Source organism: Dictyobacter formicarum, from assembly GCF_016587435.1.
Genome location: NZ_BNJJ01000015.1, coordinates 38321 through 53956, shown reverse-complemented (window position 1 = coordinate 53956; position 15636 = coordinate 38321). Strand labels below are relative to the sequence as shown.

Below are 15636 nucleotides of genomic sequence, written 5' to 3'. Positions count from 1 at the left end.
ACTCATCATCCGTCTGGTACAGATCAATCTTGATGCGTATGCACCTTGCGCAATCACGCATACGTTTTGACGCAGATCTAGAATTGTTCCTCGTTCTCTCGTTCCGGTCGACAAATATGTCAATGTAATAATTTGGTACTCCTGTCCCTCACGCGCCCATAACGAGATACGCGTGGTCTTGCACCTCCGCCTTGAGCTCTATGCTCGTCTCGCCGCTGATCCGCCATTCCTTGTAGACACTGCCATCACGCAGCACACGAGCCTGTGCTGGCTCGCGGAGGTGCTCCACCGTGAAGGTCGTTGCGGTGCCAGCCAGCCAGGGATCTGGTGCATAGGTTGACACCGCCAGAACCTCTTTTTCCTCATTGTAGATCGCCTGGGAGATCCCCAGTCGCGGGAAATCAACACCCGAGACGGTCGGTTGGTCGAACTTGCGCAGGTTCGGCTCGTTAAAAATCCGCCACCACGCCTGCTTGCCACCCGCCTCGGCCGCCATGATGACGGCATTGGCCTGCCCACGCGGATATGGCTCGGAGAGGCCAAAACGGTAATAGAACTCGCCACGCTTTCGGTCCCACGTCGGCTCACAGATCTGCTCGGCCAGGGCGTACAGTGCCTGATAGCGGGCACTGTCCCCCATTTCGCTTGCGTCCAGGAGGCCCAGGGCAAATCTGCGAGGATCTGCGAGATACGCACTGAGTTTTTGTGGGTCAAGGGGATTTGGGAACAAGGAGGGAATAGACCACTCGTAAAGGCGCTGGGCGTCATCGTAGCTCTGCGGCGAGAGGTAGAACACCAGAGAGGCTGCAGCCTGGAAACCGCCCTGGCACAGGTAGTCAATGATCGGGTCATAATACCAGGCAACCCACTCAGGCGGTCCGGCATCGGGGAGCCGCACATAGTGCTCCTTGGCATACTTCCACCAACGGTCGAAGACCCAGTGGGTCTGCGTCTGGTAGAGCTGATCGTGCAGCCTCAGACCAAGGCCCGCGGGGACTATGCAATAGGGCCAAATCTTGGTGTTCTCGCAGTGGCATCCCTCACGACGAGCGGCCCACTGCCGTGTGAGAAGGTGGTTAATGCTGCTGTGGGTGTAGGTAAAGGTGTTTGCTCCATCACAAATGATATTGAAAGGTCGGCTCCATTTGTTCTCCCCGCTCACGTAGCGGTACAATCCCAGGAGCAGATTGAAAAAACCTTTGTAGAAAAGGTTGCCATCAGCCCCAATGGGATCCATTTGCAGCCCCCACGGTTCGATGCCGTTGGCGGTCCAGCCAGGCACGTCGTAGTTGCCCCGGCAATCAGCTGGGATGTAGAGACGGTTCCAGGCCTCGGGATAGTTGCCGCGCTCGGGGTCGTGACCAATCTGCGTCTGCCAGTCGATGGCTCCCCAGTAGGTCCCGTAACGCATCAGCAACTGGTCGAGGATGGAGCCATACGCCTCGCGCCACGCCGGCGTGGTCTGGGCCATCAGGGCCATCCCAAGGCTAGAGTCGATCAAGTCGAAGCGAGCAAAACAGAGCAGTGGGGGAGTGGATTTGTCGTCCCACATCTGCGAAGGGTAGCTCCCACGATCCCAGTCGTCGGGCGTGTTGACCTTGCGATGCAGGTATTTGAGCCACCCGCGGGAGCGCTCGGAGAGCATTGGGTATTCGTTGACAGTTTTCATAAAGCCTCCTCCTTTTTCTTTGTCCCCATACCAGTCGTGCGGAAAGATCGCTTGCTCCTTAAAACTGAAGAGATGACGCTCCAGTGGAAGCGTTTCGTGAACACTTCCACTGTGAGGCGTTTTTCAGTTTTGATGGTCCATTTGCTCCGGTGTCCGGTCCAGTTCCGCCCCAGTCACGCGGCTCACCAAAGTCTGTAACTTGCAGCCGAGTTCCTGAGCTGCATCTCTGAGGGCAGGATTCCGTTCTATGGCCATCAGTGAAGACGGCAGATCATACATCACCGTCGATCCATCCCCAGACTCGTTTTCAAAGAGTAACAGCTCGACTTTGTGACAGCTTACGAACCCGCATACAGCGCAACTCCATGTCAAGCTCTGCCTGGACCACCCCATGCCGGCCGCCTTGTCGGCATGGGGTGGTCTGTCCCGTGAGCGTGAGCACTTCAGCCGCGAAGAAACAGAGAGGCATGCTCGACAAACAATTCTGGATATTGGAACAGGGAGCCATGGCCCGAGTCCGGGTACAGGATGAGTTGAGCGTCCGGCAAGTGCTGTGCAAGGATGTAGGAGTTGATCGTTGGGATCATGATGTCATGGTTGCCGTTCACAACGAGAACAGGTTGTTTGATCTCCCGCAGATATGCGTAGCGCTCACCTTGTGGTTTGCCCCATGCATGGATCGCGGCGAGCTGGGCATCCCTGACCTGGATGGTGCTTGGCGGCTCGCGATCCTCCTTGCGCTCCCCGAGTCGTCCCAAAAAGGCCCGGCCTGCCGCCTGGCTTGTTTGCGTTGGGGCGAAAAAGAGAAAGAGAATATTCTCCGGCGTGGACTTTTCCCGCTCGGCAACCGCCTCGACCTCCGGCGAGAATGGGCTAAACCCCTCGCCGCCTTGCGGGCCGGTTCCTACCAGGATCACACGGCGAACCAGGTCAGGACGGTCTAACGTCACTTGCTGGGCCACAAAGCCTCCCACAGAGAGACCAAGCAGGTCAATCTGTCTCAGCCCAAGTGCCTGGATAACCGCCAGGGCGTGGCGGGCCATCTGGGCAACATTGTCGGGCGTTTGACCACCCGAGCGAGCAACCCCGGCATTGTCGAAGAGGATGACAGGTCGATCTTTGGCCAGCCCGTTGACGACAGCCGGGTCCCAGTTGTCCAACGTGCCCCGGAAGTGTATCAGGAACACTAGCGGGATGCCGGACTCCTTCCCCATGCTTCGATAGGCATAGCGGATGCCGTTCGCTTCAACGAAGCGGGTCGGTGTAGTTTCGTAGGTTTGGGGTGCCATACATGATTCTCCTTTTGTCTTCGTCATTCTGGCAACACAATCTACCAGAGCATCAGGCCTTGCTTTTCCGGTCATGTGCCGACAAGCTGCTCATAACGACCTTGCCCTAGGTAGGATTATCGTCTATAGGCCCTTAAGCGTATTTTGACGGTAGAGTACAACGTGCGATAGAAGTAACGCTGCGTGTTCTGGGGCCGCAGGATACGAAGAGCTACCTGCCTGTTTGGATCATCTGCAATGGTCAGATCTTCCATGACAAATGACAATACACAGGGTGTCTGCAGCCAAAGAGCGTTCCTTCCATCCCCTTGTCCTTGTGCAGCTCGACCGTTGCACAGGGACACCAATAGACTGTTTGCTTGTTTTGGAGTATACGAAGTAGCGCACTCGCATGTCACTGGACATCGCCTCACTTTCATACCACACATTCCTTCACATTGCGGCATTTATGAGACATAGTAAAGCGCGTGAAGGTTCGACTGATTTTCAGGTGAAACAGAGGAATGTGGCGCGAACGGTGGGAATCAGCGTAAAGCCTCCTCTTCACCCTGCCCCACATCTGGTTTCGTTCCACTCAGACTTGTAATTTCAGTGGCACCATACATACAAAGCCCTTGCACTCTGCAAATAGACTATGGAAGGAAGGACACCTTGCCGAAAAAAATACGAGTTGAAATCATGGAAAACTTTCTTCTCGATGAGTACCCGTTTTCACCAGATTTTCCCTTTACGCGTGAGCAAATGCGCCAGGCAATCCAATGTTTCACCTGAAAATCGGTCGAACCTTCACGCTCTTTACCATGAGAAGGAGACGAAAGGAGAATGGCTATGAAGGGATCCTCGTACCGCGAGCGAGACTACGCCTTTGGTCAGATCATGCTGACCTTGCGCACCAGGCTTGGGCTGACGCAAATCGAATTAGCTGATATGCTTGGCGTCACCCGTCGCGCCGTGATCGATTGGGAGGGAGGCCTCAGCTATCCGAGTGTCGACCACCTGAAACACTTCGTGGTCCTGGCCATAGAGCGTCAGGTGTGGTCTGTCGGGCGTGAGGCAGAGGAGGCTCGTGCGCTCTGGCAAGCGGCCCGCCAGAAGGTTCTCCTGGACGATAGATGGCTTGATGGGCTGCTCTCCCACACACTGACTCCCCCAGCATCCCAGCCCGCAGAGGAGATTGGTGTTACGGCCCACGTGCTCGCTTCTCCGTCCAGGAGCGGACCACGCGTCGATTGGAGCGACGCGCCAGATGTGGCGAGCTTCTATGGGCGCGAGCGGGAACTGGATCTGCTCTCTGCGTGGATGCTTCAAGAGCGCTGTCGAGTCGTCAGTGTGCTGGGCCAGGGTGGTATTGGCAAGTCGGCCCTGGCGGCGAAGGTGATGCATCAGGGGGCCGAGCACTTCGAGGTAGTGATCTGGCGCTCCCTGCGCGATGTCCCAACCTGCGAAGCGCTGCTCGATAACTGCCTGCAGGTCCTTGCTCCCCAGGCGCTCTCCGACACCTCTGCGAGCCTCGAAAGACGCCAGGACCTCCTTTTGGAATGCTTGCGCAACAGGCGTGTCCTGTTGGTCTATGACAACCTGGAGTCGTTCTTAGAGGAAGGGCAGGACAGCGGCCGCATACGTGCAGGGTATGAGGGATTCTTCCGGGTGCTGCGCCGAGTCGCAGAAACCGAGCATCAGAGCTGCCTGCTGCTGACCAGTCGGGAAAAGCCGAGCGACCTTGTGCCGCTGGAAGGCAACCGATCTGCTGTGCGGGCCTTGCACCTGGCCCGGCTGGAGGCCAAGGCGTGCTACCAGTTGTTGGTCGAAAAGGGAGTGGCAGGCGACACGTCAGAGCAAACGCGGCTAATCGACGTGTATGCGGGCAATCCTCTGGCGCTCAAAATCGTCGCTCGGACCATCGTAGAACTCTTCGCAGGCCAGATCGCCCCGTTCCTGAAACAGGGTGAGGTGGTCTTCGGCGGGGTGCGGGCGCTACTGGATGAACAGTATGCCCGCCTCTCTGCTCTGGAGCAAAGCGTGCTCCTGTGGCTAGCAATCCTACGTGAGCCGGTGAACCTCAAGGCTCTGCTGGCAGTACTCGACGTCCCCCTACCCCGCGGAGAGGTGCTGGAAGCCATCGAGAGCTTGCGCCGCCGCTCGCTCATAGAGCCGGGGAAGCTCCAGGGGAGTTTCACGTTGCAATCGGTCGTGATGGAATATGTGACGGCCCGGCTCATTGCAGAGGTAACCGACGAGATCAAGCAGGGCCGCTACTCACGTCTGGTCGAGCATGGGTTGGAGCTAGCTCCCTGCCAGAAAGATGTGTGGCAGTGCCAACAGCGCCTCCTGGTGATTCCCATTCTAGCTGGTCTGCGCCGTTCCTACCCGAGGCGCTCCGCACTAGAGGAACACCTCCTGGCGCTCCTCGACGAGCTTCGCGCATGGGAAGACTCCGCTCAGGGGTATGGACAGGCGAATCTGCTGGCGCTGCTGCGAGAGCTTCGTGGGCATTTGCGTGGTCTGGATCTGTCGCACCTCTCCATTCGTGGGGCGTCCCTGCAAGGAGTCGAGATGCAGGATGCCACTCTTGCGGAGGCCGTTCCGCATCTCGACTCCGGCTCATGGTCACTTTAGGAGAATAATAGTGCTCGCTTCATTTGCCAAAAATCTTGCTTTGATCAGCTATCAAACGATCAAAAATATCAAACGATCAAAAATATCTGCTTTACTTTTCTACCCGGCCCGGTGCAGATGGCTGTGCTACCATACTACCTAATAAGGCGCGCATGATGGGTATTGTCAGCTTATGTTTTTCCTTGATGAGCTTTCCCGCTAAACCACCATTTGAGGTCGCCTCCTTTTTCTTTATGACGTCACGACATGATACTCCTGCAGCCAGGCATTGGTCTGGATCAGGTAGTCGAAGAGGAAGTAGGCGCTTTCTCCCCGCGCCTGCTCATCGGGATGCTCAGCGAGCTGGCGGATAAAGTCTACATTGACAAAGGCGTTGACTGGCGCGTTGGCATTATTGAGAATCTCCAGCGTCGAGCGGCGCACAGCCTGGATATAGGCTGGATCGTACGAGGTTGGATATGCGCTCTTACGGCGCATACGCACCTCCTCGGGGAGCAATCCGCTAAAGGCGCGGCGCAGGATGCCCTTCTCGATATTGTCGACGGTCTTCATCTCCCATGGGATATTCCAGACATATTGCACCAGGCGATGGTCGCAGAAGGGGACGCGTACCTCCAGGCCAGTCCCATACTCATGCGGTCCTTGCGGTCCAGCAGCAGGGTAAGGAAGCGCGTCATATTCAGGTAAAAGATCTCGCGGATGCGGGCGTCACGCGGAGACTCGCCCTCCAGGCAAGGCACTTCCCTCAAAATGCTCCTCGCTATTGACGTAATTGATAGCATAGGTGTTGAGTACCTGGTTTTCTCGCTGGAACTCGCGCGCCGCCAGCGAGGTCACGCCACTGGAGTCCAGCCCGCCGGAGAGGAGCGTCACCACGGGTACATCGGCGATGAGCTGGCGCTTCACGGTATCTATCAGGAGCGAGCGGATATACTCGGCAGTCGTCTCCAGATCATCGGTATGAGGCCTGCTCACGAGCTGCCAGTACTGGCGAACATGCGTGCGCTCACGAGTGAAAGTTGCGCAGTGGCCTGGGCGTAGCTCCTGAATATCGCGGAAGATGCCACCACCAGACAGAAAAATCGAGACAAAGATGGCTTTCATGCCCTCGTCATCCAGGATAGGCTCGATCCGTGGATGTGCCAGCAGGGCTTTGATCTCTGAGCCAAAGACGATGGCGCTGCCTACCTGGGCATAGAAGAGTGGCTTGACCCCCAGGTGGTCGCGGGCGATGAAGAGTCGCTGACGCGCCTCGTCCCAGATGGCGAAGGCGAAGATGCCATTAAAGTGGTTGACGCAATCTTCGCCCCACTCAACATAGGCATGCAGCAGCACCTCGGTATCGGAATGCGTACGAAAGACATGATCGCGTGTACGTAGCTCCTCGCGCAGCTCGCGGAAGTTATAGATCTCGCCGTTATAGGTCAGGGCATAGGTCTGCTCACCCTGAGTAAAGAGCATGGGTTGTTTGCCGCCAATGGGATCAATCACGATCAGGCGGCGGTGTGCCAGCGCGGCTCGGGGAGAGAGCCAGTAGCCCTCGCGGTCCGGTCCACGCTCTTTTAATGTACAGGCCATCTCCTCCAGCACTGCTTGCTGCGCCGAGAGATCCTGTTCCCAATCGATCCATCCAGTGATACCACACATAGCAAAAAACTCGCTTTCCACATGGTAAATAAGGGACGTACGAAAACGAAAATCATCCCGGAGGTGAAATAAAGGGGGTGAACTCTCTCATCCTGGGTGAAAGATCCCCAGCTATCCGGGATAATTCATTATTCTTGCGTCCCTAAGCTGAAACTTCAACCGATTTTCAGGCGAAGTCAATTGACAACTTTTGAGATGAGGGCGTCAGTGCATTCTGAGGATCTAGGACTTCTCAGGGACGAGGAGCACTTTTCCCTGCCGGCCTGTGGCTTCTGCCTGGATGACCGCCGCGCTAATCTTGTCGAGAGGAAAGCGTTGGGCCGCGGAGGTTGCGAGAATCCCTGCGCGCTGCAGCGAGACTCTCTCCTGCGCCAATTGACGTCGTGTAGCTCCATCCAGCCGGGGAAACCAGTAGCCGAGCCAGAACACTTCCAGGATGCGCCGGCCTGCCAGGATGAAGCGGGGATCGGCTCCGACATGGATCGGCTCACCGGTAAGGGAACCATACACCAGCATTCTGCCCTCTACACCCAGCGCCTGATAGATCTGGGTTCCGGTTTCTCCGCCCACTGGATCGATGGCATACTTGACCCCCTGTGGGCCGACGATTTTGCGCACCTGCTCGTCAATCGGTCCCTCGGTGGACACGATCACGGCATCGCCCCCCAGTTGTTCCAGCTCAGCCACCGCTTCCCGCCGGCGCACGACATTGATCGTGCGGATGCCATCATGCTTGGCCAGCCTGATGATCATCCGTCCCAGTTCGGAGCCGGCTGCTGATTGGAGCAGCCATTCGCCCCCTGGGGATAGCCAGGACGTGGCGAAGCATCAGAATGGCAGAGGCCGGGTTGATAATAGAGGTGGCTGCCTGTACATCGGGAAGATCGTCAGGGACTGGAAGCAGAGAGAAAGCTGGCGCCACGACATATTCAGCCCAGTTGCCACCCGTCCCATTGATGACCACGATGCGCTGTCCAGGGACAAGGCCGTGCACCTGTGGCCCGAGAGCATCGCCAATGCCAACCCCTTCAAATCCGACAGATGATGGGAAATGTGGTTGCACCCCGGCATAGTGGCCTCGCACAAACAGCAGGTCTGAGGGATTGATGGGACTGGCCAGGATACGAACACGCACTTCCCCCTCTCCGGGTTCTGGCAGGGGCAGATCCTGAACCGTCAGCACCTGCGCAGGCTCACCATAGTGCGTGAATTGAATCGCCTTCATTTGTTTCTTCTCCTTTGTGGCGCCCTTCTGTCAGCAGGCCTCTCTCGAGGATGAGCACCTCACCATCGAGACAACGAGCGGTATCAGAAGCCAACAGGCCGCTTCCTGGGCAATGCCATTGATCGTTCATTGTTTATCTAAATTTACATGATAACCATCATGTAAAAAAGGATACGCGATACTGATCAGTATGTCAAGAGAAGAGGAGGAAACGAAACCTCTTCAGAGAACGATGCTACTCGTTCTCTGGAGAGGTTTTGGTAAAGGTCTGGAGAGAAAAATCTCGATTGACCCGCAGAATGCGTTCGCTCAACGCCGGGTCATTGACCGTACGGGACAGCAGCACTGCACCAACCATCTCTGCGAGCAGAGCTATGGCTGCATCATACCGCTTCTCGTCGGTATCTTCTGGCATAACGGAAGCAACAAACTGAAGGAGCTTTTCGTATCCTTCCGTAAATGCGGTTCGTACCTCTTCTGGACGACGAGCAACGTCTGCCGCCAAAGTCGGCATGACACAGCCAGTCGCAGGATGATCACGGTGCGCAACGCTCAGATACGTATTAACCAGAGCTGAGAGTTCTGTTCCTGCTGGCGCATGGTCAACCGCCTGAGTGAGCTTCTCGAGCGTCTCAGCTATCCCTGCGTGGCAAATTTCCGCGAGCAGGGCATCTTTGCTCCGGAAATGGGCATAAAATCCTCCATGTGTCAGGCCAACTTGCCCCATGAGATCCACGATGCCAACGCCATTGACACCCTGAACACGGATCTGCTGCGCTGCGTTCTGGACGATTCGTTGATACGTTTGCTGTGTTTCTTGCCGAGAGCGCTTCATTTTCTTCCTCTTTCACATATTTTTGACGCATCTGCGTCTCGATTTTGCCTGAGCATGTCTTCTCCCTTTATAGAAGCATTTTCCAACGGTTCTTTTCATGATAGAGACGCTTGGTGTGAGTTAAAAAACTCTTGAAAAGAAGATATCGTGGAACGTTCCGCTCTGGCTTTCGCTGACCCCTGTATTTCTCACTCACATCAAGCGTATATGATAATCATCATATAAACGGGGAACAGAGATGTCAAGAGAGGGTCGTGTTATTCTTGGACAAATGACGGTTGTAATGATACGGGTTTGAGGTACTTCTTCATCTAATGGCAACCAGCCGCCATCAAACAACTCAACCTCCCCCTCGGTGGATGCCACTCTGGTTGTTTCACGATGCTCTGACCGTGGATGTGGGCTTGCTGGGTCTGAAAGGCGGACATGGGCTCGAATGAGGAAGGCTTTCAACAGCCTCTCCCAGATTTTTTAGGAGGTGCCAGCGGTCACAGACCTGCGTCGCGAGAGGAGCGCCTTTGGTTGCCCCATCAACATACGTGCTGCCTCGATCCCAGCTGACAATCTCGATTTCGGGATGCGTTTCGAGCCAAGCTACCACTAATTCGACGCTGCATTCGGGCAACAGGTCAATGATTTTGTGCGTCTGTAGATCGACCAGGATACTCTCCCCCAGCGTTTTCTACGCCGATAACTCCAATCGCCAATGCCTAACGCTTCGATGTGACCAATCGCTGGCAACGGAACCAGATACAAGGACCAAAGCAAGGTCGCATCCGACACTGGCACGCCGAGTTTGTTGGAGAGGCGTTCGCCGCCCTTTCTACAAGTGGCATAGCCAATCTCCTGCACCGCGTTGCGTAATCGCAACATGAGGCGAGAGGAGGCTGCAATGAAGTCAGGAAGCCGTTCTGTAAACACTTTTTGAGCACAATCAGGGTGCTGACAAAAGAACTTTCGGACGGTCAGGGACAAACGGATCGGGCAGCCTCACGGCGACCCGATCTGAGAGGCAGCTTTCTGGACGAGGTGCGCAACTTTTTGATCCAGATCCGCTGCAGTCTGTACAAACTCTTCCTCCGTCACTGCACATACTCGCAGCAAAGAGGATGGCCGATCATAACTGAGGCAGGTATTTCCCCGGGCATTTTCATACACCTGCACCCGAATCGGGACATAGAGTCCCGCCTCAGCTGAGTACTTCTCGAAGTGCTGGGCAATCAAGGGATTGCCAATAATATAGAGTTTTGCCTTGAGAGGATGAACGAGACGAGAAAACCACGCGCCATGATCAAGAGCAAAAAACTCCATGAAGCCACTTGCTCCCAGGAGCTGCTCGATGCCTTGTGCGAACTCTTCCGATGTACGGCTGGAGGTGAAGACGCGCTGATACGCCTCATGTCCCTTGCGCCCGATCTGGTCCTCAAATGCTTCGATGACACGCTCGTATGATTGTGTTGTCTCGACGACCACGTGCTCAACAAGGACTTGCTGTTCTGAGAGGGACATACGTTTTGCCCTTTCTTTTGAAACAGGAAGATGGAAGAGAGCGGGTTGTGCTGAAAAGGGGAAACAAGATTGCTCCTCTCTCAGCGTCTCTCATCGATCATCTTTCTAGGTTATGCGAATCCGCTCTTAATATATAGTGCTGAGATGCAAACACAGCACTACATTGATGTAAAATCATCGATACTAAGACAAGCAACAGCCTCTGCTTGTGTCGTTGGCAGGTCCATGCCTCGACGAACAATGGTCATCCAGGAAGTCACAATGCCCAGTCGGGAAGTCATCCGTGCTCCCGAATCTTCCACAAATAGCCAGCCCAATGTTTTGAAGAGCCTACACCGGAATGCCTCTGCAATGCCACGCATCATGCGGCGCACGAATATTCGTCGTCAGAAGAAATAGTTGCAAGCGTTGGGTTGGTGACACCTATCTTGATCGCATGCCCTTAAACATGAGCACTGATATGAATGTACCTGGGCAAACCTCTGGTCTGGCTGCGCGTCGCAGGGGAGTCTGACGGCTCTTCGCCTTTCTGTCCTCCATAAAAGTGGACCAAGCCCACTCCTTCTCCCGGCAGTATGCAACTCTTCGAAAAAGTTAGTTGATTGTACTTAGTGCTCAGTCCAGTTCGCTTTTAGGAAGGGGCGGATGTGACTTGCCTCTTGCAGACCATCATTGCTATATGTTATAGTAGATATAACATATAGCAATATCCAAAGGCAAAGACTGCACAGAGAAGAGTTTGAACTTCTTCTCGCAAACTCAACTGGGAGGTCATGATGACTCATTATGTTGCGTGGAGTCCCTACGTGGGGAGCAGTTCCTACATCCTAGCGGGCTTGCTGCTGCTTGTCACATGCGTCTTGACGTACTTCGGATTTCGTTTTCGCCATGTAATAGCTGTGAAAGGACCTGGAAAGTTTCTGGGGGCCTTACTTATTGGATGCTGGTTCTTAGCTGTGATAGCATTAAGGATAGCTGTAACCGCCTACGCGCTAGCCCAACATCAGCAGACGATCCAATTCAGGATCACAAACCCCATCACCCCCGTCACCTTCACTTCGGCAGTGATTGCCTTTTTCGTCATCCTGTACCTGGCGCGCCAGAGCGGGCTCAAGATAGCCATCGGCAGCGCTATTGTTGGCACCATAGCCGCACCGATGATCTTTGAGCTTCCTTTCGATCTTCTCGTCATGTGGCAAACCTACCCGCCCGCCCCACCTGTCCTGTACACCTTGCTCTACTTTTTGCCGCTCTTTCTGGTGGAGATCTTGAGTTTCGCCCTGCTCTCGTTTTCTCCTGCCATGAAGCTGACGAGATACACCTTCTTCCTGCTGGCCGGTATGTTCTTGCTCTTCACAGTCTGGGCTTTGTTTGGCTTCGCCTATCCATCCACGCCCATCCCGATTGCCCTGAACATGCTCTCCAAAGTTGTGGCCTTTGCGACCGCTGTGTCGCTCTTTACAACTGCTCCGGTATTTGGCGAACGAGCCAAAGCAGGTTCCTCACGCCCTGGCAATCCTCAATAGCTTTGCCCCGGCCTTGTGCGGTTTCTGTCACGTCACCAACATCCCACAGCGAATACGGCCCAGCGCTACGTAAGCTTATGTAGCGCTGGGTCTCAATGGAACAACTTACCATAGGGATAGCAAACGACCTTGTTTTCAAACCACTCGGTTGCCCCTTGAGGGCGGGGGATCGCATATTCATTTACCCAGGTAAATGAGCATCCCCGTTAAATTTCCCAACACCTCAGCAGAAAAAAAACAATCGGGCCATTACCGCAGCAGTGAGAGTGACCAACACTCTCACTGCTTTTTTACCGAAAAACATTTGTAGCACCAGCAAGGAGACATCAAAATGCTCGATCCGCGAATGCATAGGCTTATACGAAGGCTAATTGGCCTGGCAGTGCGATCCGTCAGTTATCTCGACTTGTACAGAATGTAAAGAACGCCTACAACGTCCATATGAATAAATGCCTTTACTCTCTATTCGTTTCAGGCAGGGAACGAAGCCATATCATGAACATTATGTCAGAACACCAGGTGAGGTACCTTGCATACTACGTTTACGTTAAAGACTCTCAAAAACGAGTCGTGATAACGTCAGGATCGCACTGACAGGCCAATTACTAAAAAATCAACAGCTTCATGTCAATATTTATTACATCTTCTTTTCTTTGCTTATCTCTGCAATCTGTTGGAGATAGCTAACGGCCTCAGAGAGCTTTTTTGAGCCCTGCGCAGGCAGCTTACTTTGCTGAACCAGGGCTAAAATTTCTTGAGCCAGGGTCTTTATCGGACGCTCAAGGGAATATCTCTGCAAGCGTAGTATGATTTCCTCGATGAGCGTGCTATCCGCGTCGAGGAGTAGTTGAGGAAGAGCCTTTTCGAAACAGGAGATTGCTCTTCCCAGCAGCCAGAACTCGGTGGCATTGAAAGCAACGCATGGATTGTCTACATCTTCAAAGAAGAGTTCAATCGTGATCCCTTGCGTTTTCGCTGGAGACATACATGCAGTAAACTCTTTGGCAGCATCGTACACCCACCAGAACAGGTCGTCGGGTATATTACCTGGGCAGTAGATGGCAAGTCCTTTTTCCACCTTGCCGGGAAATTGGAGTTGCTGAGTGATGGCATATTCTGCATTGCTCACTGCCGAGCTAAGGTTATCAATAAGTTTGACCTGATAAAGCGCAAGGACCGTGAGAGGAGAGCTTTTATGGATCCAGCCAACATCCATATCGAAGTGATCGCGCGTGATTTGCCACATGCCAGGTGTGTTCTCATCATACTCAAAGGCCAGGATACAATCCTGGTAGCGGGGATCAGGGTTCTTCCTCTGGCGCTTCAATAAAAGAGCGGCAAAGTTTAATGGACCAAGGACAGTGGTACAATCATTACCGGCTGTGAGTTGTCTGAGAACTTCTATGGAGTTGCGGGCTCTCTTCATTCCGGTTGATATAATCAACTCACAGGCTGGCTTCCCATAGGGGTGCTTGGCAATGAGACTCAGGTTCGTGATTACCTGGTGCTGGATATTCGGACTGACAGCTAATTGAGGTGATACGAGTATATTGTATGTCTTCTGTAAAAGTTTTCCTTGATAGGGATACTCCTTACAAAGGTCAGTGAGCCGTTCTTCAGGTGAGGGTAGGGATGAAGAGGTTTTTTGAGGTTTTTGCTCTCCTTTTTGCTCCCTTTTAAGTAGATTGAACAATCCTTTCTGATCTTTTTTGAGTCGTACAACCTGATCCTCGATGCCGTTTATGCCCTGGCTCACCTGCCCAATGATGCTCTGCGCAGTGGCAAGTGCTTTCGTTCCGGAATCTGAATCTTTGAACAACCCGATAAAGGAAGTACACTGCTGTTCTGTCAATTCTAGAGCAGCGAAAATGGGTGGGAGGACAATCTCACAGTGTTTGAGAATTAAATCTTTTGCTTTTCCTTTGCCCTGTTTTATCTCTGTGATGAGCACTACTTCTTTTGAGGTCATTCGTACCGATACTGTATCTCCTGTTTGCGATGTTGTCGATGCCTTTGACGATTGAGCAGGTTGCTTTTCCTGCGAGCCAGATGGTAATGTCAGAGAATACTGAATGAGAAGGGTTTCTAAAGGGGTTTGCTCGAAGAGAAAGACCCCGGGAAAATCTTTGTACTGCTTCTGAGATCGTGTCAGGGGTCCTATCGTCAGTGTTTTGTTCTGGGGATGAGGAGTAATGGTACAGGTGACGACAAGTGAGCCCTGCTCTGCATTCCAGTTGTTTTCTTGAAAGAAGAGAGCGACGTCAGCATGCATGCCTTCTAATGGGGATGTTCCCAGATCCGCAACGATTTCGATGAGATCGACATAATCCCAAAGGTCCAGATCGAAACTCTGGCTATTAAGTGCTTGCATGATCTGCTCATGTAGATAGGAGAGCGTGAACAGGAAACTCTGGGCAGCCTTTGGAGGTTCGATGACAAGACTGATAACCCGCAGTGAATTGAGATAAGGCATCTCACCTGTTACTCCAGAGAGTTGTTCAGCTGCCTTGGCGATATGGTCTGCTATCTTTGTGGAATACTCGCTAATAATGTACTTGCTCTGGATCGTGCGCAGAGGTCTATAGAAGCTCAGTATTTTTTGCATATTTTTCTCTACTATGTCGAAGAGATCTTCTATAGAAGCATTTTCTGGAGGCGTGATGAGGGAAATGCTGTCGTAATCAGGCACATCGAAGAGCGTAATATCACCTCCTGCTCCTGCTTTTGCCTCTACTGTTAGATCAGGCCCTATGAGACCAAATTGGACCGCCTTTTTTTCCAGAAAGCAGCTATAGCCGTAGAGAAATTCGCGAAAATAACCTTTCAGAGCATTTCCGCTAGACTTTTGCGTATCAATCATTTGAATGATTTCTCTTGCCAGGTCATCGAGCCCTTCTCCGACCAGGAACTTTGTAGCTTCCATTTCTTGTATCAATGTCTTGAGGAGCCTTTTAAGAGCAGCAGCCGGATGCTCTTCCTGCTGAGTATTGGGGCCTTTGCCCTGAGTTGAACGTCGGTCCATATTTCCTGTCTCCTTCTGTTTGGGGTAAGCATCCTATGATGCTCAGAAGCAAATAAAATCAGTTTTAGCGACGCACTACTTGCTACATTTCCCTTTCTTCTCCTCAAATCAGCTTTGATGAAGAACTCCAGGAGATGTCATTTATCAGTTTAAAAGGCTCTTACACAATTCAGGTGAGAAGCACATCAATAGAACGGTGAGAAGCAATTCTTTGTGCTCAAAAACGCGATGAGCTTTCAAAAATAAGCTCATCATTTACCTAAATTGTGTAAGAGCCTTAAAAAGAGCCGTTTCCCAT

Annotated in this window: 12 protein-coding genes and 1 pseudogene; 2 read left to right on the top strand and 11 right to left on the bottom strand. The window is 53.1% G+C overall.

What is annotated here, in order from left to right; all coding sequences use genetic code 11:
* Nucleotides 1–148: 148 nt before the first annotated feature.
* Complete coding sequence (locus tag JMI88_RS24495; RefSeq protein WP_201364600.1) at nt 149–1669, bottom strand: linalool dehydratase/isomerase domain-containing protein; 1521 nt, start codon at nt 1667–1669, stop codon at nt 149–151.
* Nucleotides 1670–2112: 443 nt separating this feature from the next.
* Nucleotides 2113–2958: an alpha/beta fold hydrolase gene (locus tag JMI88_RS24490; RefSeq protein ID WP_373323973.1), complete on the bottom strand. Its 846-nt coding sequence runs from the start codon at nt 2956–2958 to the stop codon at nt 2113–2115.
* An 828-nt stretch (nt 2959–3786) separates the two neighbouring features.
* On the opposite strand from JMI88_RS24490, the gene JMI88_RS24485 reads away from it, so the two are divergent.
* Complete coding sequence (locus tag JMI88_RS24485) at nt 3787–5574, top strand: helix-turn-helix domain-containing protein (protein WP_201364598.1); 1788 nt, start codon at nt 3787–3789, stop codon at nt 5572–5574.
* A gap of 231 nt (nt 5575–5805) precedes the next feature.
* Here JMI88_RS24485 and asnB read toward each other — a convergent pair.
* The 8 genes and pseudogenes from asnB to JMI88_RS40195 all read right to left on the bottom strand — a co-directional run bounded on the left by asnB (nt 5806) and on the right by JMI88_RS40195 (nt 11071).
* A pseudogene (gene asnB, locus JMI88_RS24480) lies at nt 5806–7221 on the bottom strand (asparagine synthase (glutamine-hydrolyzing)).
* Nucleotides 7222–7443: 222 nt separating this feature from the next.
* On the bottom strand, nt 7444–7926 hold the full coding sequence (locus JMI88_RS39560; protein WP_236023039.1) for a zinc-binding dehydrogenase: 483 nt from the start codon (nt 7924–7926) through the stop codon (nt 7444–7446).
* A gap of 22 nt (nt 7927–7948) precedes the next feature.
* A complete protein-coding gene (locus JMI88_RS39555) occupies nt 7949–8446 on the bottom strand; it encodes an alcohol dehydrogenase catalytic domain-containing protein (protein WP_236023038.1) in 498 nt (165 codons plus the stop codon).
* A gap of 235 nt (nt 8447–8681) precedes the next feature.
* Nucleotides 8682–9281 (bottom strand): TetR/AcrR family transcriptional regulator, encoded by a 600-nt coding sequence (locus JMI88_RS24470; RefSeq protein ID WP_201364597.1) that lies wholly within the window; start codon nt 9279–9281, stop codon nt 8682–8684.
* A gap of 376 nt (nt 9282–9657) precedes the next feature.
* Complete coding sequence (locus tag JMI88_RS40815) at nt 9658–9906, bottom strand: transposase (RefSeq protein WP_201364596.1); 249 nt, start codon at nt 9904–9906, stop codon at nt 9658–9660.
* Nucleotides 9882–10202 carry a hypothetical protein gene (locus JMI88_RS24460; RefSeq protein WP_201364768.1) on the bottom strand — a complete coding sequence of 107 codons (321 nt, stop codon included), beginning with the start codon at nt 10200–10202 and terminating at the stop codon, nt 9882–9884. The genes JMI88_RS40815 and JMI88_RS24460 overlap by 25 nt, the downstream gene beginning before the upstream one ends.
* A 69-nt stretch (nt 10203–10271) precedes the next feature.
* Complete coding sequence (locus JMI88_RS24455) at nt 10272–10790, bottom strand: DUF302 domain-containing protein (protein WP_201364595.1); 519 nt, start codon at nt 10788–10790, stop codon at nt 10272–10274.
* A gap of 158 nt (nt 10791–10948) precedes the next feature.
* Complete coding sequence (locus JMI88_RS40195; protein ID WP_268906012.1) at nt 10949–11071, bottom strand: hypothetical protein; 123 nt, start codon at nt 11069–11071, stop codon at nt 10949–10951.
* 492 nt (nt 11072–11563) lie between these two features.
* Here JMI88_RS40195 and JMI88_RS24450 point away from each other — a divergent pair, with 492 nt between their 5' ends.
* Nucleotides 11564–12316: a hypothetical protein gene (locus tag JMI88_RS24450; RefSeq protein WP_201364594.1), complete on the top strand. Its 753-nt coding sequence runs from the start codon at nt 11564–11566 to the stop codon at nt 12314–12316.
* A 637-nt stretch (nt 12317–12953) separates the two neighbouring features.
* On the opposite strand, the gene JMI88_RS24445 is transcribed toward JMI88_RS24450, so the two are convergent.
* Nucleotides 12954–15338, bottom strand: a complete 2385-nt coding sequence (locus tag JMI88_RS24445) for a hypothetical protein (protein ID WP_201364593.1) — start codon at nt 15336–15338, stop codon at nt 12954–12956.
* Between the last annotated feature and the right edge of the window lie 298 nt (nt 15339–15636).

What these genes read in the sequence shown, in the direction of transcription:
- JMI88_RS24495 (WP_201364600.1), bottom strand. Translation starts at nt 1,669, where the DNA reads ATGAAAACTGTCAACGAATACCCAATGCTCTCCGAGCGCTCCCGCGGG.
- JMI88_RS40195 (WP_268906012.1), bottom strand. Translation starts at nt 11,071, where the DNA reads ATGACTTCCCGACTGGGCATTGTGACTTCCTGGATGACCATTGTTCGT.
- JMI88_RS24470 (WP_201364597.1), bottom strand. Translation starts at nt 9,281, where the DNA reads ATGAAGCGCTCTCGGCAAGAAACACAGCAAACGTATCAACGAATCGTC.
- JMI88_RS24490 (WP_373323973.1), bottom strand. Translation starts at nt 2,958, where the DNA reads ATGGCACCCCAAACCTACGAAACTACACCGACCCGCTTCGTTGAAGCG.
- JMI88_RS39555 (WP_236023038.1), bottom strand. Translation starts at nt 8,446, where the DNA reads ATGAAGGCGATTCAATTCACGCACTATGGTGAGCCTGCGCAGGTGCTG.
- JMI88_RS24445 (WP_201364593.1), bottom strand. Translation starts at nt 15,338, where the DNA reads ATGGACCGACGTTCAACTCAGGGCAAAGGCCCCAATACTCAGCAGGAA.
- JMI88_RS24455 (WP_201364595.1), bottom strand. Translation starts at nt 10,790, where the DNA reads ATGTCCCTCTCAGAACAGCAAGTCCTTGTTGAGCACGTGGTCGTCGAG.
- JMI88_RS24485 (WP_201364598.1), top strand. Translation starts at nt 3,787, where the DNA reads ATGAAGGGATCCTCGTACCGCGAGCGAGACTACGCCTTTGGTCAGATC.
- JMI88_RS24450 (WP_201364594.1), top strand. Translation starts at nt 11,564, where the DNA reads ATGATGACTCATTATGTTGCGTGGAGTCCCTACGTGGGGAGCAGTTCC.